The sequence below is a fragment of the Rathayibacter sp. AY1B7 genome, from assembly GCF_002932735.1.
GTDB lineage: Bacteria > Actinomycetota > Actinomycetes > Actinomycetales > Microbacteriaceae > Rathayibacter.
This window is the reverse complement of sequence record NZ_PSWK01000023.1, coordinates 1-24382: the sequence shown is the minus strand read 5'-3', so window position 1 is coordinate 24382 and position 24382 is coordinate 1. Positions and strand designations below refer to the sequence as shown.

Here is a 24382-nt window from a genome sequence, read left to right as displayed (position 1 = left end):
CCCCCTCCGCGTGCGACGACGGCTGAGGACCGTCGATCCGCCGAGTCTACGGCGTCGCGCCCCGCCGTCACCCCCGAACGGGGGCGACGCGCTGGCGGCGATCCCCCGCCTCCCGTCGTCGCCCCCCGGCGCTGTCAGGCGCCGATCGAGCCCGCCGTGCGCAGCGGCATCACGTCGGGCTTCTCGGCGGTGCTCGCGATCGTCACGACCGCCTTCTCCTCGTTCGAGCGGAGCACGGCGTCCATGATCTCGAGCACGTGCAGGGCCACGCGGCCGGAGGCGCGGTGCGGGCGGTCCTCCGAGATCGCCTCCGCGAGGTCGGCCAGTCCCACTCCGCGACCGGTGTCGATCACGCCGGCGGAGTCGGGGACGACCCGCCAGTCCTCGTCGCGGACGGCGACCTCGACCGGGTCCGAGAACATGTTCGGATCCGGGACCGAGATGGTGCCCTCGGTGCCGTAGACCTCGAACTTCGGGGCCCGGCTGCGCCAGACCTCGAAGCTCACGGTGACGGTGGTGGCGACTCCGCTCGCGTGCTCGAGCAGCGCGGTGATGTGCGTGTCGATCGTCACCTCGATCGGCGTGCCCGCCTTCGGCCCGGTCTCGATCGTGCGCGGGCGGTCGGAGCGGGTGGCCAGGCCCGTGACGCGGACGACCGGCCCGAAGAAGTGCACGAGCGCCGTCAGGTAGTACGGGCCCATGTCCAGCAGCGGGCCGCCGCCGGGCTGGTAGTAGAACTCGGGCGCCGGGTGCCAGCGCTCGTGGCCGGGAGCGGCCCAGTGCACCTGCGCGGCGATCGGGGTGCCGATCGCGCCGGAGTCGAGGGTGAGGCGCGCGGTCTGCACGCCGGTCCCGAGCACCGTGTCCGGGGCGCTCGCGAAGCGCAGGCCCAGCTCGTCCGCGAGGTCGAGCATCGGCGCGGCCTCGGCCGGGTTCAGCCCGAGCGGCTTCTCGGCGAAGACGTGCTTGCCCGCCTTCAGGGCGCGGGTGCCGATCTCGACGTGCGCCGCCGGGATCGTGAGGTTCAGCACCGCGTCGATCTCCGGGTCGTCGATCAGCGCGTCGACGGTGAGGGCGCGGACGCCCTGCTCGTCGGCGACCTGCTGCGCCCGCTCCTGGTTCAGGTCGGCGACCGCGACGAGGCGGAGGCCGGGGAAGGTCGGGAGGTTCGCGAGGTACTGCTCGCTGATCTTCCCGACGCCGATGATGCCGACTCTCAGCGGGACGCCCACAGCATTCCCCTCTCGATGATCGTGCGGACGTTGTCGTCCTGGAGGATCTCGACGCGGTGGCCCGGCGTCGAGACGAAGATGCGGCCCTCGCCCCAGAGGCGGGTCCAGATCGCGGGGGAGGTGATGGGGCGCTTCCACGGGTCCCACGGGCGGACGGCCTGCGTGGTCGTGGCGAGCACGTCGTTGTAGTCGTCGTGCAGCACCCAGTACTGCTCCGTGACCAGCTCGAAGTCGGTGATGCCCTGCGTGATCGGGTGGTCGGCGGCGAGGGCCGTCATCTCGATCGTGTGCGGCATGTAGTTGTCCGACTGCTCGCCGGTGCGCTCGTCCGGGTGCTTGCCGGGGTGCGAGGCGAACTGGCCGCCGATCAGCTGCAGGTAGTCGGAGTTGTCGCGGTAGGAGTCGGCGATCCCGCCGTGCCAGCCGGCGAGGCCTGTGCCGCGCTCGACCGCCGCGCGGAGGCCCAGGAACTCCTCCCACTGGATGGAGGTCATCGTGTTCGACTGCACGATCAGGTCGACCGTCCGCATGTACGCCTCGTCGGCGTACACGGCGGTCGACTCCTCGACGCGCACGTCGTAGCCGTTGTCGCGGAGGAACGGCAGGAACAGCTCGGTCGCCTCGACCGGTTGGTGGCCGTCCCAGCCCCCTCGGACGACGAGGGCCGTCTTGCCGGGAGTGGTCGGGGAGTGGTCGGTCATCGTCGTCCTCACGTGCGGGCGGATCGCTCCGCGGTTCGTCATCGAACAGGACTTGCGCAACTTCTGTGCGGGAGCCCCGGCGTCCGACCATCATGCACCGCGGTTCCCGACGGAGCAAGCCGTCCTGGCGCAGGGCTAGTTGCGAAAGTCGGTATCCGCTACGGTGAGCACATGCCCGACCACGACGACGTCTCCGGAGCGACCACCCGCCCGACCATGGCGCTGATCGCCGAGCGCGCCGGGACGAGCGTCCCCACCGTCTCGAAGGTGCTCAACGGCGGCACCGACGTCTCGGAGGCGACCCGCCTGCGCGTGATGGAGGCGGCGCACGCGCTCGGCTACCGCCGCCGCCCGCGCCTGCGCCCGCCGGTCGAGGATCCGCACTCCGCCCAGATCGTCGACGTCGTCGTCGGCCACATCGGCGGCACCTGGATCGGACCGGTCCTCGAGGGGATCGAGGCCGAGGCCTCCGCCGCCGGGGTCGACCTGGTGCTCACCCGCGCCCGCGACGACGGCGCCTGGATCAGCCGCCTCCTCCGCCGCCCCTCGCTCGGCGCCATCGTGGTGCTGGTCAACGTCTCGGCCGCGCAGCTGCACCTGCTGACCACCGCCGAGCTGCCCGTCGTCGTCGTCGACCCCAGCACGCGGCCGCCGGCCGACGTCGCGAGCGTCGGCGCGACCAACTGGGACGGGGGCCGCATGGCCGCCGAGCACCTCCTCGACGCCGGCCACACCCGCTTCGGCGTCCTCGGCGGCACCCGCACCCAGCTCTACAGCAGCGCCCGGATCGACGGCTTCACCACCGCGCTCCGCGCCGCCGGGGTCGAGGATCCGCGCGTCGCCTACTGCGACTGGGACCGCGAGCTGGCCCGCGAGGCCGCCGGGCTGATGCTCGCCGAGCCGGACGCGCCGACCGCCTTCTTCGCCTGCTCCGACGTGATGGCGCTCGGCGTCTACGAGGCCGCCGACGACGCCGGCCTCCGCATCCCGCGAGACCTCAGCGTCATCGGCTTCGACGACGTCGAGGAGTCGGCCTGGGCGACCCCGCCGATGACCACGATCCAGCAGCCCATCGGCGAGATGGGCGCCATCGCCTTCCGGATGCTGCACCAGGCGCACCGGTCGGCGACCCCGCTCGCCTCGGGAGCCTCGGCCACCCGCATGGAGCTGGAGACGCGGCTGATCCGCCGCGCCTCCGTCGCACCCGTGCGCGTCTAGCGCCGCCCGCGGGCCCTCCCGCCTCCCGCCCTCCCCGAGATCGATGCGTCACGATCGGCCCCTCTCCCGCGCCCGTGACGACCGTTCGTGACGCATCGACCCCGGCGGGCGCCGCGGTCGGTGGCGACCCGGGTCGCACCGCCTATGCTGCCCGGATGCGCAGCGCGACCGGGGGGATGGTGGTCGCGTCGTTCGTCTCGCGGATCCTCGGGTTCGTCCGGCTGGCGCTCCTGGTCGTGGCGGTCGGCGGCACGAGCGCGTCGGTCGGCGGGCAGGTGTTCGAGGTCGCGAACTCCGCGCCCACCTACCTGTACGGGCTCATCGCGGGCGGGGTGCTCGGTGCGGTGCTCGTGCCGCAGATGGTCCGGGCGCGGGCCGACGGGCCGGAGGGCGTGCGGACCCTCGAGCGGCTGCTCACCGTCTGCCTCGGCGGAGCGGCGCTCCTCACGGCCGCCTGCACGCTCGCGGCGCCGCTGATCGTCGGGCTCTACGCCGGGGGTTGGTCGGCCGACTGGGCTCTGCTCGCCACCCAGATGGCCTACTGGTGCCTGCCGCAGATCTTCTTCTACATCGTCTTCGCCGTCTTCTCGCAGCTGCTCAACTCCGCCGAGAAGTACGGGCCGGGCGCGTGGGCGCCCGCCTGCGCGAACGTGATCTCGGTGCTCGGGATCGCGGTGTTCCTCCTGGTCCACCCCGAGGCGGCGTCGACACCCGCCGACGAGTGGACGCCGGAGATGGTGGCGCTCCTGTGCGGCACTGCCACTGCGGCGATCGTGGTGCAGGGGGTGATCGCGGTCGCGTTCTCGCGGTCCGTCGGCGTCCGCCTGCGGCCGCGCTTCGGCGTCGCCGGGCTCGGCGGAGTGTCGCGGGACGCGGTCTGGGTGTTCCTCGGCGCCCTCGTCGCAGAGGTGTCGTACATCGTCGTCTCGAACGCGGCGACGGCGGCCGGCCAGGCCATGAACCGCGCCGGCGTCGACGGGCCGAGCCTCAACTCCTTCTCGAGCGCGCAGCTGCTGCTCCTGCTGCCGCACGGCATCCTGGTCGTCTCCGTCGCCACGGCGATGTTCACGCCGCTCAGCCGGGACCTGCACCGCGGCGATCGGGCGGCCGCGGCGGTGAACCTCCGACGGACCGAGGACGCGGTGCTCGCCGTCACTCTGCTCGCGACGCTCCTGTTCGTCGCGGCGGCGCCACTGCTCACGCAGCTCGTCTTCGGCACACCGGTGATCGGCGGAGTCCTGCAGCTGCTCGCCCTGAGCCTGGTCGGCTTCAGCCAGACCTACGTCCTCAACCGGGCGATGTTCGCGCTGGGTCGGGCCCGCGACTCGCTGGCGACCCAGGTCGTCTCGGCCGTCGGCGTCGCGGTGGGGGCGCTCGTCGGCGGGCTCCTCCTGCCTGCCGAACTCGTCGTGCCGGCGATCGCGGGCGGCACCGCCCTCGGGACCACGGCCGCGTGGGCCCTCGCCCACCGGCTGGTCCGGCGCCGGATCGGCGTCGTGCCGCAGCCGACCCGGGACCGCCGCGCCGCTCTCGTCGCGGCGCTGGTCGCAGCCTGCGCGTCGGTGCCGCTCGGCCTGCTGCTCGCCGTGCCCGCCGACCGCCTCGCGGCCGGCGCTGTGCTGCTGCCGGTCGGACTCGCGATCACCGCCCTGTTCGTCGTCGTGCACCGGGTCGTCGGCGGGCGCTGGCTCTGGTCGCTGGTGCTCGCGCCGCTCTGAGGGGCTGCGCGTGCGGTCCCGCAGCCCCGCCCTCAGTGCCCCGCGCCGAGGTTCCCGGCGAGGCGGCCGTGCATCCGGGTGGAGGCGTCGTTCATGCCCGCGATCACGGCGCGGGTGCCGTGGCGCTCGTACTTGGTGGTGACGGCGTCCAGCGCGGCGACGGTCGAGGCGTCCCAGATGTGGGAGCCGGAGAGGTCGATCACGACGTGCGCAGGGTCCTCCGCGTAGGAGAACTGCGTGGTGAGGTCGTTGCTGGAGGCGAAGAACAGCTCGCCGGTGACCGTGTAGTGGGCCGTCGATCCGTCGGCCGAGAGGGTGCGCTCGACGGTGGCGAAGTGGGCGACCCGGCGGGCGAAGACGACCATGGCGGCCAGGACGCCGATGACGACTCCGATCGCCAGGTTGTGGGTGAGGACGACCACGACGACCGTGGCGATCATGACGACCGTCTCGCCCACGGGCATCCGCTTCAGGGTCGACGGGCGGATGCTGTGCCAGTCGAAGGTCGCCACCGAGACCATCACCATCACCGCGACCAGCGCGGCCATCGGGATGATCGCGACGAGGTCGCCGAGCGCGACGACGAGGATCAGGAGGAACACGCCGGCGAGGAAGGTCGAGATGCGGGTGCGGGCGCCGGACGCCTTCACGTTGATCATCGTCTGGCCGATCATCGCGCAGCCGCCCATGCCGCCGAACAGGCCGGAGAGCACGTTCGCGGCGCCCTGCCCGAGCGACTCGCGGGTCTTGCGGGAGGGGGTGTCGGTGATGTCGTCGACGAGCTTCGCGGTCATCAGCGACTCGAGGAGTCCGACGAGCGCCATCGCGACGGCGTACGGCGCGATGGTCGTGAAGGTCTCCCAGGTCAGCGGTACGTTCGGCAGGAACAGCTCGGGGAGGCTGCGGGGCAGCTCGCCCTGATCGCCCACGGTGGGGACGGCGACCGCCGTGACGACGACCGCCGCGGTGATCAGGACGATGGCGACGAGGGGCGCCGGAACGGCCTTCGTCAGGCGCGGCATCATGACCATGATCACGATGCCGACGGCGACCAGCGGGTAGACCAGCCAGGGCACGCCGATCAGGTTGGGGATCTGCGCCGAGAAGATGAGGATCGCCAGCGCGTTCACGAATCCGACCATCACGCTGCGGGGGATGAAGCGCATGAGCTTCGCCACTCCGAGCAGCCCGAGCACGATCTGGAGCACGCCCGCGAGGATCACCGTCGCGATGAAGTAGTCCATCCCGTAGTCGCGGGCGACGGGGGCGATCACGAGGGCGACGGCGCCGGTGGCGGCGGTGATCATCGCGGGGCGTCCGCCGAGGAACGCGATCGACACGGCCATCACGAACGACGAGAAGAGGCCGACCCGCGGATCCACGCCCGCGATGATCGAGAACGAGATCGCCTCGGGGATGAGCGCGAGCGCGACCACGAGGCCGGCGAGGACCTCGCGGGTCAGGATGCGGGGGGTGCGCAGCGCCGTCATCACGGTGGGCTCGGCGTGCGGGCGGGCAGGGGTCTTCGAGGCGAGGGCCATCGCGGCGGCTCCAGGGAGTGGGAGGGGTGCTCGACGAGGAGCGCGGAGGGCTGCGGCATCGGGTCGGCGGAAGCGGGCGGGGATGCCAAGCTTGCAGAGGCGTGTCAGCAGCACGGGCAACCCTACCCTCACGTAAGGGTAGATCTGAAGGGGTGAGCAGGATCGGCACCATGCACATCGGCGAGCTCGCCGAGCGGACCGGCCTCTCGCTCCGGACCCTGCGCCACTACGACGAGATCGGCCTCGTGAAGGCGTCCGGCCGCACCGAGGGCGGCTTCCGCCTCTACACGTCCACCGACTACGACCGCCTGATCCTCATCCGCCGCATGAAGCCGCTCGGCTTCTCGCTGGAGGAGATGGCCGCGCTGCTCCGCGTGATCGACACCCTCGAGGCCGAGGGCGACGACGCGCCGGCCGAGGTCCGCGCGCAGCTCGACGCCTTCGTCGCGCAGGCCCGCGAGCGCCGCGAGGCGCTGAGCGCCCAGCTCGCGATGGCCGACGAGTTCGTCGAGCTGCTCACCAGCCGCTGAGCCCGGCCGCCGAGGCCCGTCGCCCGGCCGCCTGCGCGACCGATGCGTCGCGATCGGCTCCCACGCGGCTCCGATGACGACCGTTCGCGACGCATCGGATCCCGGGAGCGCGGGAGAGCCGCTCAGGTCGCGCTCGAGTCGGGGAGCTGCTCCGGGCACTCGCCGCCCGGCTGGGTGGCGAGCTCGAAGTGCCAGATCTCGTTCGCGTAGATCTGGCAGAGCCCGTAGTCGGTGCCGTGCTGTGCGAGCCAGCTGTCCGCGGCCGTGTAGCCGATGTCGACCGCGCCGCCGGTGAGGTGGGCGGAGGAGGTGACGGATGCGACGCGGCCGCCGCGGCCTGACGGCGGCCGTCAGCCGCGCGGGCCGCGGGCCAGCAGGGCGTGCAGCAGCGGCAGCGCCGACGCGATCATCAGCACCGTGCCGAAGCCGCTGTCGTCCGGGCGCACGACGGCGCCCGCGATCAGCAGGCCCGCGAACAGCACGGCCGAGATCACGCGGCGGACGGTGCCCTCGAGCCGGTTCAGCCGGCGCTCGATCGTGGGGACGGTGACCGCGAGCTCGCCGTCGTCGAGGGTCGTGACGAGCTCGTCGAGCCGGCGCGGCAGGCGCCAGATCAGGCCGAGCGTGTCGACGGCCTGCTTGCCGACGTCCTGCACGACGGAGCCGCGCTCCTCGCGGATCAGCTGCTGCGCGTAGGGCTCGACCGAGTCCCACAGGTTGAAGGCCGGGTCGAGCGCGCTGCAGACGCCCGAGGTCAGCGACATCGCGCGGATGACGAGCAGGAAGTTCTCGGGGAGCTGGAACGGCAGTGCGCGCACCACGTCGCCGAACTGCACGGCGAAGTCGCGGAACTCGCGCGGATCCACCTCCCGCAGCTCGGCGAAGCCCATGCCGCCGAAGCGGGCGAAGAGCTGCGTGAGCGCCCGCTCCAGCTCGCGGGAGTCGGCCGAGGGGAGGAGGACGCCGACCGCTCGGGCCGCGTCGACGAGCCCCTTGCCGTCGCGGGAGGCGGCGGCGATCAGCATCCGGCGCAGGCCCGCGCGGGTGCTCGGCGGCACCTCGCCCATCATCCCGAAGTCGATGAAGGTGAGGCGCCAGGGCAGCTCGCCCCCGGGGGTCGGCGTGACGAAGACGTTGCCGGGGTGAGGATCCGCGTGGAAGTAGCCGTTGGTGAAGAGCTGGTCGAACATCACGGCCGCGAAGACCGGAGCGACCTCCCGCGGGTCGATCCCGGCGGCCAGCAGCGCGGCGTGGTCGGTGATCTTGATCGCGGTGACGTCCTCGAGCGTGAGGACCTTGCGGGTCGAGCGCTCCCAGACCACGTCCGGGACGGCCACCCGGGCGTCGCCCGCGAAGTCGGCGGCGAAGCGGACGGAGTTGGCCGCCTCCTGCAGGTAGTCGATCTCCTCGAGGCTGGTGACCGCGAACTCCTCGACGAGGGCCGGGGCGTCGACGCGGTCCGAGACGAGGCGCACGTGGCTGAGCCAGCCGCCGACGCGGCGCAGAGCCGCGAGGTCGACCTCGACGATCTGGTCGATCCCCGGCCGCTGCACCTTCATGATGGCGGCGGAGTAGCCGGTGTCCCCGGCGTCGACGGGGGAGAGCCGGGCGCGGTGGGCTTGCCCGAGGGAGGCGGCGGCGACGGGCGACTCGTCCACTCCGGCGTAGGCACGCTCGAGCGGCAGCCCGAGCTCGGACTCGGCCAGCGCCCGGATCCGCGGGAACGGGACGGGCGGGACCTCGTCCTGCAGCCCCTCCAGCTCGCGCGTGATCTCGGGCGGCAGCACGTCCAGGCGCGACGACATGAACTGGCCGACCTTGATCATCAGGCCGCCGAGGTCGACCGCGAGCACGTGGAAGCTGCGGGCGAAGCGGCGCATCCGGCCGGGCCGGGTGCGGAGCGCGACGCGCGTGAGCCCCACCCGCGGCAGGAGCAGGTCGAAGAACCAGGTGACCGCGAGATGCCACGCGGCGAAGCGGAGGATCCGGCGGTAGCGCCGCCGGTCCTCCCGCTCTCGGTGGCCCGGGGCGGCAGGACCCGGGCTGACCGAGGCCACCCGGGTCAGTCCTGCGCGAGGATCGCGTACAGGCGGCGGCGCACGTCCTCGAGTTCGGCGACGGCCTTGCGGATCTGCTCAGGGGTGCCCGAGCGTCCGACCTGGGCCGCGGCCTGGGCGAGCTCGAGGCCCGCCTTGGGCAGGGCGCCGAAGTCGACGTGGTCGGAGTCGTTCCACGGGGTCGAGGTGCCGTGCTCGGCGACCGTCGCGCGGCCGGCGTCGGTCAGCGTGTAGGTCTTGCGGCCGTTCTGCTCGTCGGCCGTGATGAGGCCCTCGTCCGCGAGGAGCTGGAGGGTCGGGTAGACGGAGCCGGGGCTCGGCTTCCAGTCGCCTCCGCTGCGCTCCTCGATCTCGCGGATGATCTGGTAGCCGTGCATGGGCTGCTCGGCGAGGAGCGCGAGCACCGCGGTGCGCACGTCCCCGCGGCCGACCCGGGAGCCGACGCGCTTCTCCATGCGGGAGCGGGCCTGCTCCATCGCGCGCCAGATGCTCTCGATGGGCGTGCCGGTGCCGAACGCGCCGGTCGATGACGATCCGTTCATGATGACCTCCTGTTTCTCCGAACGATACTCAGCGATATGAGTGGCGACTGTGAACGACTGCCGCGTCGGCTCAGAGCTTCGCGAGCTTCGCCCGGGCGACGAGGAACAGCCCGTACATGACCAGTCCCGCGCTGACGAAGGTCAGGGCGATCGTGCCGTACGGAGGGACGTCGAGGAAGCGGATGGCCCCGTCGAGCCCGGTCGCCTGGCGGGCGTCGCCGGTCAGCGCCGCGACCACGAAGATCCCGCCGGCGAGGCCCAGAGCGAGCCCCTTCGTGATGTAGCCGGTCGCGCCAAGGATCAGCACGGCGGTTCCCGTCGGGCCCTCGGGGATGCGGACGAGCTTGCGGAAGCCGCGCCGGATCCCGATCGCCACGAAGCCGATCCCGCTGCCCAGCACGATCCCGCCGACGATCACGAGGATCACGACACCGACGGTGCTCGTCAGCAGCTCGGTGTTGATGCGGCGGATCGTGGCCGAGGAGCTCGTCGAACCGCCGAGGGCGAAGACGAGCGTGGTGCCCGCGAGCGTGAGCGAGGCGAAGCCCTTGCCCGACTCGACGATCCGGCGGCCCAGGCGGGCGGGGAGCCCCGGCGCGGAGGAGCGCCCGCCGAGGGAGAGCTGCCAGAGGCCGAGCGCGACCAGCCCGACCAGCGCAGCCCAGACCACCACGAGCCCGACGGGGGAGTCGGCCATGCGCCCGATCGCTCCGGACGCGTCCGCCTCCCGCGAGGTCTCGTCGCTGACCGCGACGCGCAGGGCGAGGCCGCCGATCAGGAGGTGGATCAGTCCGTTGACGGCGAAGCCCGTGCGGGCGAGGCGCCGGAAGCGCCGGGTCCGGACTCCGGCGCGCGGCGACGGCACGCTCGCAGTGGACATCGCGCAACCCTCTCATCCCCGGCGCCTCCTGACCCGCCGACGCGCGCGTGGCAACCCTCTCCCCGGCCCGGGTGCCCACGTCGTGTGATGGAGGTGCGGTGCGGTTCGCGCCGCAGCAGGACGAGAGAAGGAACCCCATGCGTGCACGCCGACGTCGCGCGGGCGGTCGCCGAGGGCCGAGGCGGGGCGGACGTCCCGGACCGGTCCCGGGCAGGGGAGGGCGGCGACGATGACCGGAGCGACGCTCCTGGTCCGCCGCCCGTCGAGCCCGGCCTCGCGGGTGCTGGTGCTCCACGCGACTGCGGTCGAGCTGGAGCTGCTGGTGGCCGCGCTGCTCGGGCTCGCCGAGGAGACGCCGTGCCTGGACGTGCGGGTGGCGGCGAGGTCGCGGGCGGCGCTCCTGCTGGCGACCGTCGATCCGGAGGCGGTGCTGCCGCTGGCCGAGGCGCGGCGGGTCCGCGTCGGGCTCCGCCGCGAGCGCGAGGAGCTGGAGCGCGGCGGGATCGGGTGCCGGCACGTCGTCGAGGCGCGGGCCGGCCGTCGGTAGCTCCGGAGCGGGTCCGATCGGCCGCCGGCCTCGCGACGAAGTCCTGACGGAGGTCGTCCACCGCCGATGTGCACCGCGTCGTCCCGCCCCCGTCAGCAGCAGCCGCAGGCCTCGGAGTCCTCGCTCGTCAGCGCGGAGATCGGCGTCGTGCAGGACTCGCCGCGCCAGGCCTCCAGGCCCTCGCGGACGGCGACCGCGGCGATCACGAGGCCGGCGACGGGGTCGGCCCACGTCCATCCCAGCGTGCTGTTCAGCAGCAGGCCCACCAGGACGGCGGCGGAGAGGTACGAGCAGAGGAGCGTCTGCTTCGAGTCCGCGACGGCCGAGGCCGAGCCGAGCTCGCGGCCGGTCTGGCGCTCGAGCAGGGAGAACGCGGGCATCACCAGCAGGCTGACGGCGGCCAGCACGATGCCGACGGGGGAGTGCTGGGCCTCCGAGAATCCGAGCAGCGCCCGGACCGAGTCGACGGCGACGAACGCGGCCAGGCCGAGGAACGAGACGGCGATCACCCGCAGCGCGGTGCGCTCGCGCGCCTCCGGATCGCGGCCCGAGAACTGCCAGGCGACGGCCGCGGCGGAGAGCACCTCCACCACGGAGTCGAGGCCGAAGGCGACGAGCGCGGTGGACGAGGCGACCGTCCCGGCGGCGAGGGCCACGATCCCCTCCACCACGTTGTAGCCGATGGTCGCGCCGACGATCCAGCGGATCCGCCTCTGCAGCACGCGGCGGCGGGCGGGGAGGAGCGGAGCGCGCAGGGCGGTCATGCGCAGCGGCAGTCGTCGCCGGAGCAGCAGTCCGGATCGACGACCAGGGCCAGGCGGAGCAGGTGGTCGAGCGCCCCGGCGATCCGGGTCTCGGCCAGCCGGTACCAGGTGTACCGGCCGTCCTTCACGGCCTCCACCAGCCCGCATCCGCGGAGGCACGCGAGCTGGTTCGACATCACCTGCCGCGACACCCCGAGCGCGTCCGCGAGGTCGGAGGGGACGGCCGGAGCCTCGCGCAGCGCGAGCAGGATCCGTGACCGGGTCTCGTCCGCCAGGGCGGATCCGAGGCGCGCGAGAGCAGCGGAGTGGGTGAGGGTCGCGGAGGCGGGCACGGGAGCAACGGTACACGCGATGCTGTATCGAGCGCGAGGGCGGTGGTCTCTCCTCGAACGGGTGAGCTCCCCTCCCGCTCCCCCCGTCGGGTGGGCGGACGGGCCGCACTGCCGCGGATCCCCGGGGCCAGCCTCCACGGCGCGCCCCGAGCGGCCCGCGCGCCGTGACAGGATCCCCTTGATCACGGCGCCCGTCCGCCGCTCCGCCGCTCGGTCTCCTGGAAGGGCCACGGACCCGCCTTGCTCGATGCCACGACCCTCCGCGTCGCCTTCGGGGTCACCGCCCTCACCCTCTTCCTGCTGTTCGCGCTGGTCACCTACCGGTCGACGCGCTCGTCCTTCAGCTTCTGGTGGTGCACGGCGCTCGCGCAGTTCATGGGCGGCTCGCTCGCCTACCTCCGCGACGGCACGGCCGACCAGGTGTGGGCGAATCCGCTCGGGAACGGGCTCATCGTGGCCGGCGCCGCCGCGGTCTGGGCGGCGAGCCGCTCCCTCCGCGGCCGGCCGACGCCGTGGTGGCTGGTGGTCGCTCCGACCGTGGTGGTGACGGGCGTGTCCAGCCTCGACTCGCCCGCCGTCAACGACTGGTCGGGAGGGCCGCTCTACCTCGCCTCGATGGCGCTCCTCATCGGCCTGTCGACCCGCGAGGTCGCGCTGCTCGGCGCCGGACGCTCGCGCACGCGCTGGCCGCTGCTGCTCAGCTCCGGCGCCCTCTCCCTCTACTACGCGCTCCGGTTCGCCGTGTTCCTGGCCGCGGGGCTGCGCAGCGAGCTGTTCGCGACCTGGTTCGGGACCCCGACCACCACGCTGATCACGCTGGTGCTGCTGGTCGTGGTGTCGTTCAGCATGGCGTCGCTCAGCGGCGAGCAGGTCGCGCAGATGCTCACCGCCGGCGCCGCCCGCTCGCGGCAGGAGCTCGCCGACGGCGAGAGGGTGCAGCGGCGGCTCGAGCCCCGCTCGGTCCCGGACCTCCCGGGCTACGACGTCGCCGGCGCCTGCGTGCAGAGCGGGACGGTGAGCGGCGACTTCTTCGACTGGCGCTGCACGCCCGACGGGCTCGCCGTCACCGTCGCCGACGTCATGGGCAAGGGGGTCGGCGCCGCGATGATCGCCGCCACGGTCCGCGCCGCCCTGCCGACGCGGTCGCCGGCGTCACCCGCCTGGCGGCCGAGGGGCTGCTGGCGGACGACGTGACCGTGGTCGCGATCCGGCGGACCTCGGGGAGCTGACCCGGCCTCAGCCCCGCCCCGCCTGCAGCCGGAGCCCGGCCAGCAGCAGGTCGAGGCCGGAGCGGAACACGTCGAGGTCGTCGTGCGTCGCCATGACGTCGGCCGCGTGGTGGCCGAAGGGGAACTCCTCCGGATTGAGGGCGCGCCAGCGGTCGGCCAGGTGCTCGAGGAACTCGCCTCTCTCCATCCCGCTCTCGAGGAACTCGCGGGGCGGCGGCTGCGCCAGGTCGGCCGCGACTCCGACGACGTAGCTGACGATGGACGACACGGCGTGGAACCGCTGCCGGGGCGTCAGGTCGAGAGCCATGAGCTGCTGCCCGAGGCGCTCGTACATCGCCATCGAGTTGGGCTGCACCCCGGTCGTGCGGAGCATGTAGAGGCCGAACCAGGGTCGGCGGACGCACTCGTCGAAGAGGGCCAGTGCGACGGCGCGGACGTTGTCGATCGGGTCCGGCCCGTGGGTGAGCGGCTCGCTGTCTGCGAGGACCCGACCCATGACCTCGTCGGTCGCCCGCTCCAGCAGCTCGTCGCGGCTGCCGACGTACCAGTAGATGCTCGCCACACCGCCGCCGAGTCGGGCCGCGAGCGCGCGGAACGTGAGGGCCGACTCCCCGGACTCGTCGAGGATCGCGATCGCCTCGGCCAGCACGGTGTCGAGCGAGTGCGACGCTCGGCGGCGGCCCCGGGCGGGGGAGGGCGCGGCAGCGGTCTCCGTCGGGCGATCTGCAGGCATGGCTTGCATCTTACCGAACGGCGTTCCATACTATCGAACGCCGTACGAGAGTCGAACGGCGTTCGATAGAAAGGCGCCTCGATGTCCGCTCCGACGACCACCTCCGCCGAGTCCCGCGCTCACACCTCCCTCCGCTCCGCGGCACTCCCGCTCGCCGCTCTCTGCCTCGCGTTCTTCGTCGAGATGGTCGACAACACGCTGCTCTCGATCGCCCTCCCGACGATCGGACGCTCACTCGACGGGTCGACCGCCGGACTGCAGTGGGTGACCGGTGCCTACTCCCTGACCTTCGGCGGGCTGCTGCTGACAGCCGGGTCCGCCGCCGACCGGTTCGGCCGCCGCCGCGTGCTCCTCACCGGCCTCGCCGCGTTCGGGCTGATCAGCCTCGCCGTCGTCCTCGTCACCGACATCGGCCAGCTGATCGCCCTCCGCGCGGCGCTCGGCTGCGCCGCGGCCGCCATGGCGCCCGTCACGATGTCGCTGGTGTTCCGGCTCTTCGACGACGAGAGGCTCCGCATGCGGTCGATCACGATCGTGATGATCGTCGGGATGTCCGGCATGGTCCTCGGCCCCCTCCTCGGCGGCTCGATCCTCAGCACCGTCAGCTGGCAGTGGCTGCTCGTCGTCAACGCCCCGATCGCGCTGCTGGTCTGGATCGGCGTGCGCCTCGGAGTCCCCGCGGACCGGCGCGCCGACCTCACCTCCGGTCGGCTCGACCTGCCGGGGACCGCCCTCACCGTCGCCGCGGTGGGGCTCGGCTGCTACACGCTCACCAGCGGAGTCGAGAACGGCTGGCTGTCGCTCCTCACGATCGCCTGCGCCGCGGGCACCGTCGCCGCCGTCGCGGGATTCGTCGTCCGCGAGCGCCGCGCCGTCTCGCCCATGATCGACCTCGCGATCTTCCGCGCCGGCCCCGCGCGGGGAGCGGCGCTCACGCAGCTCGGCGCCTCGGTCGCCTTCGCGAGCGTCCTGTTCGGCCTGATCCTGCACTTCCAGTACGCCTACGGCTGGAGCCCGGTGCGCGCCGGCCTCGCGAACCTGCCCGTCATCGTCACGATGCTCGCCGCCACTCCGGTCACCGAGCGCCTCGCCGCGAAGCTGGGGCACCGCGCGGCCTGCCTGATCGGCACCGGGCTCCTGGTCGGCGCGCTGCTCGGGATGTCCTGGGCGGTGGACCGGGGCTACCTCGCGATCGCCGTGATGATGGTCGTGATGACGGTGGGCCTGCGGACGATCATGACCATCTGCGCCGTCGCCCTCGTCGAGGCGATGCCCGCGAACCGCACCTCGATCGGTGCGGCGCTCAACGACACGGCCCAGGAGATCGGCACCAGCATCGGCACGGCCGTCGTCGGCACGCTGATCGCCGCACTGGTGGCGACCACCCTCCCGGCGGGCGCGTGGAGCGCGGACCTCGTCCGGAGCTTCTTCGCGGGTGAGCGGGTCGCTTTCCTGGTCGTGGCGGTCCTCGTCGGCGTGATCGCGACGATCGGCTCGCTGTCCCTCAGCGACTCCCGCTCCACCGAGGAGCCGGCGGCGGCCTAGTCCATCGGGTCGCGCCGGGCGTCCTCGAGGTCGGCGATGTCCGTGTACTCGAGGAAGTCCAGCGGCGGGATGTCCGTCATCTCCTCGCTCCACGAGGGACGGGCCGGCTGCATGCGGCGCGTCTCGAGCTCGATGTGGGCGATGACCTCCGCGTCGTCCGGCTCCTCCACCTCGCTGCTGTCGATCGGCAGCGACCAGAGCTGGCTCGCCGGCCCGATCAGCAGGTGGGCGTAGGCGCGGCCGCCGCCCTCGGTCAGGACAGGCACCGAGACGACGTCCGACTTGTTGACGTCCGCGAGGGCCCGGGCGTATCGGAGGACCGCCTTGCAGGTCAGGTCGCCGACGAGGAGGTGGCCGCTGGAGTAGTGCAGTTTCCGCATGCGTCCAGCCTCCGCGCGCCGCCCGCGGGGCCTCAAGAGGGTTGCCCTGGGAAGGCGGTGCCCCTAATGGGCCGGGAGGTCCCGCCCGATCGGGATCACCGCTCGGGGCGCCCGGCGCTCTCGCGGAGCTCGCGGCCGTCGGCGACGTCCTCGGCGTGCTTCTCCGCCTTCTTCTCGCTCTGCCGGGTGTCGCGGGGCGGCAGCTGGATGTGCTCCTCGGCTTCGATGCCCGCCTGCAGCTGGCGGCCGCGCTCGAGCTCGGCGTCGAACTCGGCCCCGAAGAGCAGGGCGAGGTTCGTGATCCAGAGCCAGAGGAGGAAGACGATCACGCCGCCGAGCGCGCCGTAGGTCTTGTTGTAGTTGCTGAAGTTGGCGACGTAGAACGCGAAGCCGGCCGAGGCCAGCGCCCAGACGACGAGGGCGAGGATCGAGCCCATGCTGGTCCAGCGGAACTTCGGCTGCCGCACGTTCGGCGACCAGTGGTAGAGGACCGCGACGATGACGACCATGATCGCGATCAGCACCGGCCACTTGGCGATTCTCCACACGGTCAGGGCGACCTCGCCGAGGCCGATCGCGTCGCCGATGGTCTGCGCGATCGAACCGCTGAGCACGAGGATCAGTCCGGCGATGACGAGCAGGAGGACCGTCACGAGGGTGACGGCGAGCATCGTGGGGCGCAGCTTCCAGATCGGGCGGCCCTCGTCGATCTCGTAGACGCGGTTCATGCCGCGCCCGAAGGCGCCGACGTATCCGGAGGCGGACCAGAGGGCGCCGAGGACACCGGTGACGAACGCCAGGCCGGCGGCGGGGCTGGAGGTGAGCTCCTGGATCGGGCCGCGGACCGTGTCGAGGACGTCGGCCGAGACGAACCCGCCGGCGATCTCGAGCACGGTGTCGGTCGTGGTCTCGGCCTGGCCGAAGAGGCCGAGGATCGAGACGATCGCGAGCAGCCCGGGGAACAGCGCGAGGACGGCGTAGTAGGTCAGCCCCGCCGCGATGTCCGTGCACTGGTCGGCGCCGAACTCGCGGAGCGTCTTCTTGAGGACGTAGCCCCACGAGCGCTTGGTGACGTCCGTCGGTCCGTCGGGCTTGCGGGAGTCGTCGGGGTCGGGCGCGGTGCGGTCGTGCTCGGTGCTGGTCTGGGCCACGGTCGTCCTCCATCTCGAGCGTCTGCGGATCGTCGGCAACGGAAGGACCGCCTGCGATCGCTCCGAGCCCCGACGACGCCGTGCTCGCCACCGACCGTAGGAGCGCCGGACGCGCAGGGCAGGACGGTTGACAGCCGCCCGTCGAGTCCGGTGGGGGAGGTTTCCCGCGGTGGAGCCCGCGCTCAGAGCTGCGCGAGCAGCCTCTCGCACGCCTGCTCGCAGCGGCGGCAGGCCTCGGCGCAGATCCGGCAGTGCTCGTGCATCCCGGCGTGCTGCTCGCAGTCGTCGGCGCAGGCGCGGCAGGCCAGGAGGCAGGCCTCGACGAGGGCGCGGACGGCCGCGGATCCGACGACGCCGCGGCGCGAGAGCACGGCGCCGGTCGCGGCGCACACGTCGGCGCAGGCGAGGTCGGTGCGGATGCAGTGGACCAGCTCGGCGACCGACTCCTCGCCGAGGCACGCGTCGGCGCAGGCGGTGCAGGTGAGCGCGCAGGCGCCGCACGCGTCGATGCACTCGGCCAGGACCTCCGGATCGACGCCGCGCAGCTCCTCGGGGTGGCTCCGGATCATGTCGCTCGTGCTGCTCATGGCGCGTCCTCTCGTCGTGACCCCGGCGGGTCGATCGGTCCGGGCGACGCTACGGGCCCGCCCGCCGCCGGGCGAGGGCCTGGCCAGGCACCGCGGCCGGTGGTAGCCGGGCGGTCAGCCCCTCACGACGAAGGCGTCGTGGATCAGGTTGCCCCCGGTCGCTGCGGGGTTCCGCGTGCTGCCGCGGGTGATCGTGACGGTGTGGGTGCCGGCGGGCAGGGTCCCGCTGGTCCAGACGGTCTGGGCGGAGCGGGTGGTGGCGCTGTAGCGGTCGACCGAGGCCACGAGGACGCCGTCGAGGCGGACCTCGTCGATCCCGGACGTGCTGGACCGGCGGCTCACCCACGAGACTCCGGTGCCGGTGAAGCGGAGGGTGGCGGAGGCGCCCCCTGTCGACGAGAAGGAGACGCCTCCGCCGCTGTCCGCGGAGGAGGAGGTCGTGGACCAGGTGCCCGTGACGGCGACGGCCGGCGAGCCGTTCTGGTGGGTGCCGGCCCCGACGGCGGCGAGCGGAGTCGCGGTGGCGGTCGGCGTGGAGGTCGAGGTCGGCGCGGCGGTGGCGGTCGGCGTGGGCGTGGCCGTCGGCACCGGAGTGGCGGCCCTCTTCGCGAGCACGATGGACGCCGTCGCTCCCTTCAGCCCGTTCGGCCGGAACGTGATCGTCGTCGCGGTGCTCGTCCTGCTCGTCACGCTCAGGGCGGCGCTCGAGGACACCGTGCCCGCGGTCGGCCGCGCGAGCGTCACGGTGAGCGCGCTCGTCGAGACCTGCGTCGGGTCGACGGTCGAGACGGTCACCGTGTCCGCGTCCTCCCGGATCGAGACCAGTCCGGCGCCGGTGATGCTCGCGACCCGGGCGCCTCCGACGAGGACGGGGCTCGTGGTCCCGGCCTTCCACGACACGGCGCTCACGGTGCCGGTCGAGCGGTCGCGGGCGGCGCTCAGCTGGGGTGTGTTGCTGAGCACGGTCACGTCCGGGTCCGCCGCGTACGCGGCGGTCGCCGCCTCGGAGGCGCCGGGGAGGACCGTGTACGCGTACGAGGCGCCGGTCGGGTTCGTGCCGTGGCTCGTCGTGAGGGAGTAGTAGTGGCCGGTCACCGGCGCCGTCGGACCGGCGGCGCTCACGGCGCTCCAGGCTCCGGTGCGGGTCCGCCCCTGCGCGGTCAGGGCGATCGGCGTCGGGAAGACGTAGCCCACCGACTCCGCGGAGCCGGTGATCGAGGCCCAGCGGGCGGTGCTCGTGGCGGTCGCCTCCGCACCGCGGAGGACGCCGTCGACGCGGAGCCTCGCGTCGGGAGCGACGTCGCGGCGGTCGTCGATCACCGTCTCCGCGCGCCGGCGCACCCCGTCCCAGCCGGTCCCGGACATGTCGGTCGCCGTGATCCCGGAGCCGAGCGCGAGGATCTCGTCGTCGAAGGTGAACCAGGCCTTCTTCGCGACCAGGCTCACCGACGCCGCGTCGAAGTCGAGCGCCGCGATCCCCGTCCGCCGCGACGGGCTCTCGAGGCTCCCGGTGAAGGTCGTCGTCGGGCGGGACGACGCGCCCTCGCCCGCGCTCCGGACGATCGTGTCCTCGGTGGTGCCGGGCATCCGGTACGGGTTCGCCGTGGCCCAGTAGCCGTCGTCGTACTGGCGCCCGCTGCCCAGGTGGAGCGAGGTCGCGCCGTCGCCGGTGTACCAGCCGCTGCGGTTCTCGCCGTTGAGCGACTCGTAGCGGGCGATCCGTGTGCTCGACAGGCCGACGGCGAAGCCCGAGGTCGCCGTGGTCCGCGTGAAGCGGTCCATGCCGGCGAAGGCCCGGACGCCCGAGCCGATCGGGGTCGCGGTCAGGCCCGTGTCGGCGAGGACGAGCCGCGCGCGCACGACGTCGCTGACGGATCCGGCCGTCTCGATGCTCACGGGGCTGCCGGCGTTGCAGGCCAGCCAGCTCTTCGCCAGCGCGTTCGTCCGGGTCCGGGCCGCGGGCGGGGCGCTGTCGGCGAGGCGCAGCACCGCCGCCTGCAGCTGGACTCCGACGTCGCCGTCCTCCGACTCCGCCCGCGCGGTCTCGCGGCCGCGGACCGTCGACATCACGGCGCCGCACCAGGTGACGGGGGCGAAGGAGGAGGCGAGCCGGTCGTACACGCCGAGCCCCTCCGGGCTCGTGATCTCCCAGCGGGAGCCGTCGAGTAGCGCGTACAGGTCGTCGAGGGTGTCGAGCATCGAGAGCCCGTACCCGCCGCTGTAGGCGAAGACGCTGTGCTGCACGAAGGAGCCGTCGGCGTGGAAGCCGTCGCCGGACGCCACCGTCCGCAGCGCCGGGTCGATGCCGGCGGCCGCCTCCGCGATCTTCGCAGGCTGCTTCAGCAGCACCGCCCGCCCGGCGATGACCGCCGCCGTCCAGACGCGGTTGGCGCCGGTCCGGGTGACGGTGTCGGCGAAGCGCGTCGAGGCCGACAGGTAGGCCTGCACCTGCGCCGCCGAGAGGTCGGGGTAGAGGAGGGCGGTGATGCTGTTCAGCTCGAGCGGGATGCCGATCTGCTGCTCCCACCAGCGGGAGGTGCCGGTGGTGGAGCGGTTGTAGCGGTTCGCCGAGAGCCAGTCGGCGGTCGTGACGACGTCGCGGAGGAGCGCCGGGTCGCCGCTGAGGGCGGTGCCGGGGGTCTTCAGCGCGGTCGCGAGGACGGTGACCCGCTTGTAGGCGGTCCACACCTCCACCGCCGAGGTGCCCGTGACCAGATCGGGCCAGGGCTCGCCGCCGTCGGTCTCGAGCGTCGACCAGTAGCCCTCGGCCTCGGCGACGAGGCGGCCCTTCGCCGCGGCGAGGCCGCCGACGCTCCCGCTTCCCGGGATCGTGCCCGTCAGATCGGCGACGAGGGCGAGGCGCATCGCGTCGTACTCGTCGCCCGCCGAGTCGACGGCGGACGCTGTCGGCGCGGCGGCGAGCGGGAGGATCAGGACGGTCACGAGCAGGAGCGCCGCAGCGAGTGGGCTCCCGCGCCGGGGCGCGTCGGATCGAGAGGGTCGGTTCGTCTCCGCGCGCGATCGGCGGAGGGGACGCGGCTGGGTGGGCACGGGCGCTCCTGAGGCGACGCCCACGAGCCTGCGGGCTTCGGGTGCTCGCGGGTCGCCGGGGGAGCGTCGGGTGAAGAGTAGGGGTCCGCTCCGTCCGGCGGCAAGAGGCGGAGGCGAGGACGGCCGGGATCGGCCACCGCCGACGCTCCCGACCGCGCGATCTGCGACAGCCGTACCCCGTGAGGGGTACAGAGGCGCCGAAGGTCCCCCACCCGTCAAGCGGGGCGATACGGTCGGAGGTGCGTGTGCGCTCCGGGGAGTCCCGGCGCGGCGCGCAGGGGGAAGGGGGCACGGATGATCGAGGCCGAGCAGGATCCGCGGCTGGTGGCGCTCGAGGCGCTCGAGATGATGGGGTCGGCTCCGGAGGAGCGCTTCGACCGGATCACACGGATGGCCGAGGAGCTGTTCCGCGTGCCCGTGGCCGAGATCCACTTCCTCGACGACACCACGCTGTTCACGAAGTCCCCGCAGCGTCCGGACGCCGTGCTCGCCTACCCGCGCGCCGGCACCTTCTGCGACGCGACGCTCGAGAAGCGCACCACCTTCGTCGTGCCGGACCTCGGTGCCGACGAGGCGTGGGCCGGGCACGAGCACGTGGCGGGGTACCCGCACGTCCGCTTCTACGCCGGGCGGCCGCTGTCGGTCGAGGGCGACCTGCAGCTGGGCACCCTCTGCCTCATCGACTTCGTGCCCCGGAGCCTCACCCCGGACGAGCGGCAGCTACTCGAGGAGTTCGGCGAGTGGGTCGAGCGGGAGCTGCGCGACACGGCGGAGCGCGACCGCGCCGCCGACATGCAGACGCAGATGGCTCCCTCCTCCCTCCACCACCCCGCCGGCTACGAGCTCTCGGGGCTCTCGCTGCCGCGGTGGACGATCACCGGCGACTTCTACAGCTGGCGCGGCGACGACGAGACGGTCGACCTGACCCTCGTGGACGTGATGGGCAAGGGGACGGCAGCGGCGATCGTGGCCGCGTCGATCCGCTCCGCGTTCCGGGCGCGCCTGGGCGGCGACCCCGACGCGGTCGTCAGCGCGGTGAGCGCCCAGCTGCACGACGACTTCACGGCCACCGAGACCTTCGCGACCCTCTTCCACGGGCGCCTCGACACCGCGTCCGGCCGGATCGACTTCGTCGACGCGGGCCACGGGCTCACCGTCCTCCTCCGCGCCGACGGCTCGTTCCAGCGGCTCGCGGCACTGGGCCTCCCGCTGGGCATCGCGGAGGACGGCGGCTGGATCACCCAGACCGTGGAGCTCGCGGTCGGCGACTCGCTCCTGGCCTTCACCGACGGCGTCCTCGACCTCTACGACGGGACCCTGCAGTCCCTGGCGCGCGCGGTCGACCTCGCCCGCGACTCCGCCGACACCGCCGAGTTCCTGCAGGCGCTGAGGGCGCTCGCCGCCTCCGGCTCCGCGTCCGACGACATCACCGCCCTCGTGCTGACCCGCACGGGCGCCGACCGCTCCGCCGAGAAGGACCCCGCATGACGTTCACGACCGAAACGATCGCCCCCGACATCGCCGTGCTGCGGGGGGAGGGGCGGCTCAACGCGGCCTCGGCTCCGGAGCTGCGCTCGGCCGTCCGCCGGGCGATCGACGAGGGCAGCCCCCGCATCGTCGTCGAGCTCAGCGCGGTGACGTTCATGGACTCCTCCGGCCTCGGCGCCCTGGTCGGCGCTCTCAAGACCGCGCGGCAGGCGGGCGGCGACCTGCGGATCGCGGCGCCCAGCGAGCAGGTCGTGATGGTGCTGCAGCTGTCCAATCTGGACCGGGTGCTCACCCTCTTCGACACGGCCGGCGACGCGTACCGTGACTGAGCGCAGCGTCGGGTTCCGCACGCCCCCGGACGACAGCGAGGTCGTCCACGAGATGCTCGCCGGGCTCTGGGGCGAGCGGCCGGACCTGCCGGCCCGCGACCGCATGGCCGTCGAGACGGCGCTGGTCGAGCTGGTCGACAACGTCATCCAGCACGCGACGTCGACGACGACGATCGTCTGCCGCCTCGTCGTGCGCGTCGAGGGAGACGCGATCCACGCGGAGCTGGTCGACACGGCCGATCCGCCGGACATCGGCACGGGGCCGCGGGAGATGCCGGACGTCTTCGCGGAGTCGGGCCGCGGGCTCGCTCTCATCCAGGCTCTGACGACCACGTTCGAGCACGAGCGCTCGGAGGGGCGCAACGTCTGGACCCTGACCCGGGCGCTGGACTCCTAGCGACTGGCGCGGATCAGCGGATCGTGTGCGCGGTGATGACCGCGGCGGCACGCGCCAGGTCGTCCGCCATGCCGTTCAGCCCGGGGGAGGCCTTCAGCACCTCCGCGCTGACCTCGTCGTAGCGCTCGTCCACCTGCGCGAGCAGCTGCTCCCCGGAGGCGGTGAGGCGCAGGAGGACGCTGCGGCGGTCCTGCGGGTTGGCGAGCCGGTCGACGTGGCCGGCGGTCGCCAGCCGGTCGAGGAGCGCGGTCACGGCGCCCGTCGAGAGGGAGAGCTCGAGGCCCAGCCACTTCGGCGTGAGGTCGGGCGACTCGCCGAGGACCTCGAGCGCGGTGAGCTCCGAGATGCCCACGCCCACGCCCGCGGCGATGCTCGCGCGGAGGTGCCGCTGCGCGTTCTCGAGCAGGCGGAGCGACTGCCGCAGCTGCACGGCGGGCGCGTCCTGGTCGACGTCGCGCGGGGTCGGTCTCTCGGTGGTCATTCGTCCTTCTCGGGGTAGGGCTGGGGTCATCGTACGGGTCGCCCTCGGGGGTCCCGGACTGTCACCCGGACAGGGGGTGAAAGAACGATTGCAATGTATCTTTGCCATCAAGTAACTTAGCGGTCAATCGAGTTCGGCGGAACACCAGCCGGACCCTCCCCCTTCAGCATCAGCCCGCCCCACCCGATCAGGAGTCCTGCCATGTCGACCCACACCGCCAAGTCCAAGCGCGTCCGCTTCGCTCCCCTCGCCATCGCGACGAGCATCGCCGCCGCCGCTCTCCTCTCCGTCTCGATGTCCGGCACCCTGTCCGGCTTCGTCGCGAGCATCTCCAACACCGGCAACACCGCCGCCTCCGGCTCGCTCGTCATGGAGGAGAAGTCGACCGGCGCCAGCCCCATCACCTGCCTCAGCACCGACGGCGGCTCGATCAGCACCAACACCGCGACCTGCGCGACCATCAACAAGTTCGGCGGATCGACCACGATGGTCCCCGGCCAGACCGTCACCACCGCGATCACGCTGAAGAACACCGGCACCGTCAACGCCAACACCTTCACGCTGACCCCCGGCGCCACCTGCTCGCAGAGCAACAACGTCGCGGCCGGCGCCTCCGGCTCCGCCACCGACTTCTGCGGCAAGCTCAACGTCGTGATCACCTCCGGCGGGACCACCGTCTTCACGGGCACCGCCGCGACCCTCGCCGGCTCGGCCGTCAAGACCCTCAACACCGCCCCGGTCACCCCCGGCACCTCCACCCCCTTCTCCATCGCCGTGACCCTCGACTCGTCGGCCACCAACGCCTACCAGGGCCTGTCCGCCTCGCTCCCGCTCACCTGGACCTTCGCGAGCTGAGCCCCTCTCCACCCGGCCCGGAGCGCCCCCGCGCGACGGGCCGGGGGAGGAGCGTCCCGCAGCGCTCCTCCTGCACCGCCCCCGAGAATCCCCC

24 protein-coding genes are annotated in these 24382 nt (G+C 73.1%); 10 read left to right on the top strand and 14 right to left on the bottom strand.

What is annotated here, in order from left to right:
* Window positions 1–134: 134 nt before the first annotated feature.
* Both C5C95_RS12705 and C5C95_RS12700 read right to left on the bottom strand, forming a co-directional pair.
* Window positions 135–1232: a Gfo/Idh/MocA family protein gene (locus tag C5C95_RS12705; protein ID WP_104224298.1), complete on the bottom strand. Its 1098-nt coding sequence runs from the start codon at window positions 1230–1232 to the stop codon at window positions 135–137.
* Window positions 1217–1933, bottom strand: a complete 717-nt coding sequence (locus tag C5C95_RS12700) for a ThuA domain-containing protein (protein WP_104227162.1) — start codon at window positions 1931–1933, stop codon at window positions 1217–1219. The genes C5C95_RS12705 and C5C95_RS12700 overlap by 16 nt, the downstream gene beginning before the upstream one ends.
* A 171-nt stretch (window positions 1934–2104) precedes the next feature.
* On the opposite strand from C5C95_RS12700, the gene C5C95_RS12695 reads away from it, so the two are divergent.
* Complete coding sequence (locus C5C95_RS12695; RefSeq protein WP_104224297.1) at window positions 2105–3151, top strand: LacI family DNA-binding transcriptional regulator; 1047 nt, start codon at window positions 2105–2107, stop codon at window positions 3149–3151.
* Window positions 3152–3306: 155 nt separating this feature from the next.
* The gene (gene murJ / locus C5C95_RS12690; RefSeq protein ID WP_104324565.1) at window positions 3307–4869 is read left to right on the top strand and encodes a murein biosynthesis integral membrane protein MurJ; all 1563 of its coding nucleotides are present in this window, start codon (window positions 3307–3309) and stop codon (window positions 4867–4869) included.
* 32 nt (window positions 4870–4901) lie between these two features.
* Here murJ and C5C95_RS12685 read toward each other — a convergent pair whose 3' ends face one another.
* Window positions 4902–6410, bottom strand: coding sequence for a SulP family inorganic anion transporter (locus C5C95_RS12685; RefSeq protein WP_104324564.1), 1509 nt, complete (start codon window positions 6408–6410; stop codon window positions 4902–4904).
* Between the two features lie 170 nt (window positions 6411–6580).
* On the opposite strand from C5C95_RS12685, the gene C5C95_RS12680 reads away from it, so the two are divergent.
* Window positions 6581–6940 (top strand): MerR family DNA-binding transcriptional regulator, encoded by a 360-nt coding sequence (locus C5C95_RS12680; protein WP_104227142.1) that lies wholly within the window; start codon window positions 6581–6583, stop codon window positions 6938–6940.
* Window positions 6941–7290: 350 nt separating this feature from the next.
* On the opposite strand, the gene C5C95_RS12675 is transcribed toward C5C95_RS12680, so the two are convergent.
* The 3 genes from C5C95_RS12675 to C5C95_RS12665 form a co-directional block, all read right to left on the bottom strand.
* Window positions 7291–8997 (bottom strand): AarF/ABC1/UbiB kinase family protein, encoded by a 1707-nt coding sequence (locus C5C95_RS12675; protein ID WP_104224293.1) that lies wholly within the window; start codon window positions 8995–8997, stop codon window positions 7291–7293.
* Between the two features lie 5 nt (window positions 8998–9002).
* Complete coding sequence (locus C5C95_RS12670; RefSeq protein ID WP_104224292.1) at window positions 9003–9539, bottom strand: PadR family transcriptional regulator; 537 nt, start codon at window positions 9537–9539, stop codon at window positions 9003–9005.
* A 70-nt stretch (window positions 9540–9609) separates the two neighbouring features.
* Complete coding sequence (locus tag C5C95_RS12665; RefSeq protein ID WP_104250996.1) at window positions 9610–10419, bottom strand: DUF1206 domain-containing protein; 810 nt, start codon at window positions 10417–10419, stop codon at window positions 9610–9612.
* Between the two features lie 229 nt (window positions 10420–10648).
* On the opposite strand from C5C95_RS12665, the gene C5C95_RS12660 reads away from it, so the two are divergent.
* On the top strand, window positions 10649–10966 hold the full coding sequence (locus C5C95_RS12660; protein ID WP_104224290.1) for a hypothetical protein: 318 nt from the start codon (window positions 10649–10651) through the stop codon (window positions 10964–10966).
* A 92-nt stretch (window positions 10967–11058) separates the two neighbouring features.
* On the opposite strand, the gene C5C95_RS12655 is transcribed toward C5C95_RS12660, so the two are convergent.
* Window positions 11059–11730, bottom strand: a complete 672-nt coding sequence (locus C5C95_RS12655) for a cation diffusion facilitator family transporter (protein WP_104324563.1) — start codon at window positions 11728–11730, stop codon at window positions 11059–11061.
* On the bottom strand, window positions 11727–12062 hold the full coding sequence (locus C5C95_RS12650; protein WP_104224288.1) for a helix-turn-helix transcriptional regulator: 336 nt from the start codon (window positions 12060–12062) through the stop codon (window positions 11727–11729). The genes C5C95_RS12655 and C5C95_RS12650 overlap by 4 nt, the downstream gene beginning before the upstream one ends.
* A gap of 240 nt (window positions 12063–12302) precedes the next feature.
* On the opposite strand from C5C95_RS12650, the gene C5C95_RS17865 reads away from it, so the two are divergent.
* On the top strand, window positions 12303–13256 hold the full coding sequence (locus C5C95_RS17865; RefSeq protein ID WP_104324562.1) for a PP2C family protein-serine/threonine phosphatase: 954 nt from the start codon (window positions 12303–12305) through the stop codon (window positions 13254–13256).
* A gap of 42 nt (window positions 13257–13298) precedes the next feature.
* Here C5C95_RS17865 and C5C95_RS12640 read toward each other — a convergent pair whose 3' ends face one another.
* Window positions 13299–14024 carry a TetR/AcrR family transcriptional regulator gene (locus C5C95_RS12640; protein WP_219814761.1) on the bottom strand — a complete coding sequence of 242 codons (726 nt, stop codon included), beginning with the start codon at window positions 14022–14024 and terminating at the stop codon, window positions 13299–13301.
* Between the two features lie 81 nt (window positions 14025–14105).
* Between C5C95_RS12640 and C5C95_RS12635 the strand changes: the two genes are divergently transcribed.
* Window positions 14106–15569: an MFS transporter gene (locus C5C95_RS12635; RefSeq protein ID WP_104255961.1), complete on the top strand. Its 1464-nt coding sequence runs from the start codon at window positions 14106–14108 to the stop codon at window positions 15567–15569.
* On the opposite strand, the gene C5C95_RS12630 is transcribed toward C5C95_RS12635, so the two are convergent.
* From C5C95_RS12630 to C5C95_RS12615, 4 genes are all read right to left on the bottom strand, one after another.
* Window positions 15566–15949: a hypothetical protein gene (locus C5C95_RS12630; protein WP_104227132.1), complete on the bottom strand. Its 384-nt coding sequence runs from the start codon at window positions 15947–15949 to the stop codon at window positions 15566–15568. The two genes, C5C95_RS12635 and C5C95_RS12630, sit on opposite strands and share 4 nt — an antisense overlap.
* 95 nt (window positions 15950–16044) lie before the next feature.
* Window positions 16045–17100 (bottom strand): YihY/virulence factor BrkB family protein, encoded by a 1056-nt coding sequence (locus C5C95_RS12625; RefSeq protein ID WP_104324560.1) that lies wholly within the window; start codon window positions 17098–17100, stop codon window positions 16045–16047.
* 182 nt (window positions 17101–17282) lie between these two features.
* Entirely contained in the window at window positions 17283–17687 is a 405-nt protein-coding gene (locus tag C5C95_RS12620) for a four-helix bundle copper-binding protein (protein ID WP_104255963.1), read from the bottom strand.
* A 114-nt stretch (window positions 17688–17801) separates the two neighbouring features.
* Window positions 17802–20630, bottom strand: coding sequence for a polysaccharide lyase 8 family protein (locus tag C5C95_RS12615; RefSeq protein WP_104324559.1), 2829 nt, complete (start codon window positions 20628–20630; stop codon window positions 17802–17804).
* A 402-nt stretch (window positions 20631–21032) separates the two neighbouring features.
* Here C5C95_RS12615 and C5C95_RS12610 point away from each other — a divergent pair, with 402 nt between their 5' ends.
* The 3 genes from C5C95_RS12610 to C5C95_RS12600 are packed head-to-tail and all read left to right on the top strand — an operon-like array spanning window position 21033 to window position 22952.
* A complete protein-coding gene (locus C5C95_RS12610; RefSeq protein WP_104224280.1) occupies window positions 21033–22226 on the top strand; it encodes a PP2C family protein-serine/threonine phosphatase in 1194 nt (397 codons plus the stop codon).
* A complete protein-coding gene (locus C5C95_RS12605; RefSeq protein ID WP_104224279.1) occupies window positions 22223–22555 on the top strand; it encodes an STAS domain-containing protein in 333 nt (110 codons plus the stop codon). The genes C5C95_RS12610 and C5C95_RS12605 overlap by 4 nt, the downstream gene beginning before the upstream one ends.
* Window positions 22548–22952 (top strand): ATP-binding protein, encoded by a 405-nt coding sequence (locus tag C5C95_RS12600; protein ID WP_104324558.1) that lies wholly within the window; start codon window positions 22548–22550, stop codon window positions 22950–22952. Before C5C95_RS12605 ends, C5C95_RS12600 begins: the two co-directional genes overlap by 8 nt.
* A gap of 13 nt (window positions 22953–22965) precedes the next feature.
* Here the strand turns inward: C5C95_RS12600 and C5C95_RS12595 are convergent, their stop codons facing one another.
* The gene (locus tag C5C95_RS12595) at window positions 22966–23433 is read right to left on the bottom strand and encodes a MarR family transcriptional regulator (protein WP_104224277.1); all 468 of its coding nucleotides are present in this window, start codon (window positions 23431–23433) and stop codon (window positions 22966–22968) included.
* A 201-nt stretch (window positions 23434–23634) separates the two neighbouring features.
* On the opposite strand from C5C95_RS12595, the gene C5C95_RS12590 reads away from it, so the two are divergent.
* Window positions 23635–24288 carry a hypothetical protein gene (locus tag C5C95_RS12590; RefSeq protein WP_104224276.1) on the top strand — a complete coding sequence of 218 codons (654 nt, stop codon included), beginning with the start codon at window positions 23635–23637 and terminating at the stop codon, window positions 24286–24288.
* Window positions 24289–24382 lie beyond the last annotated feature (94 nt).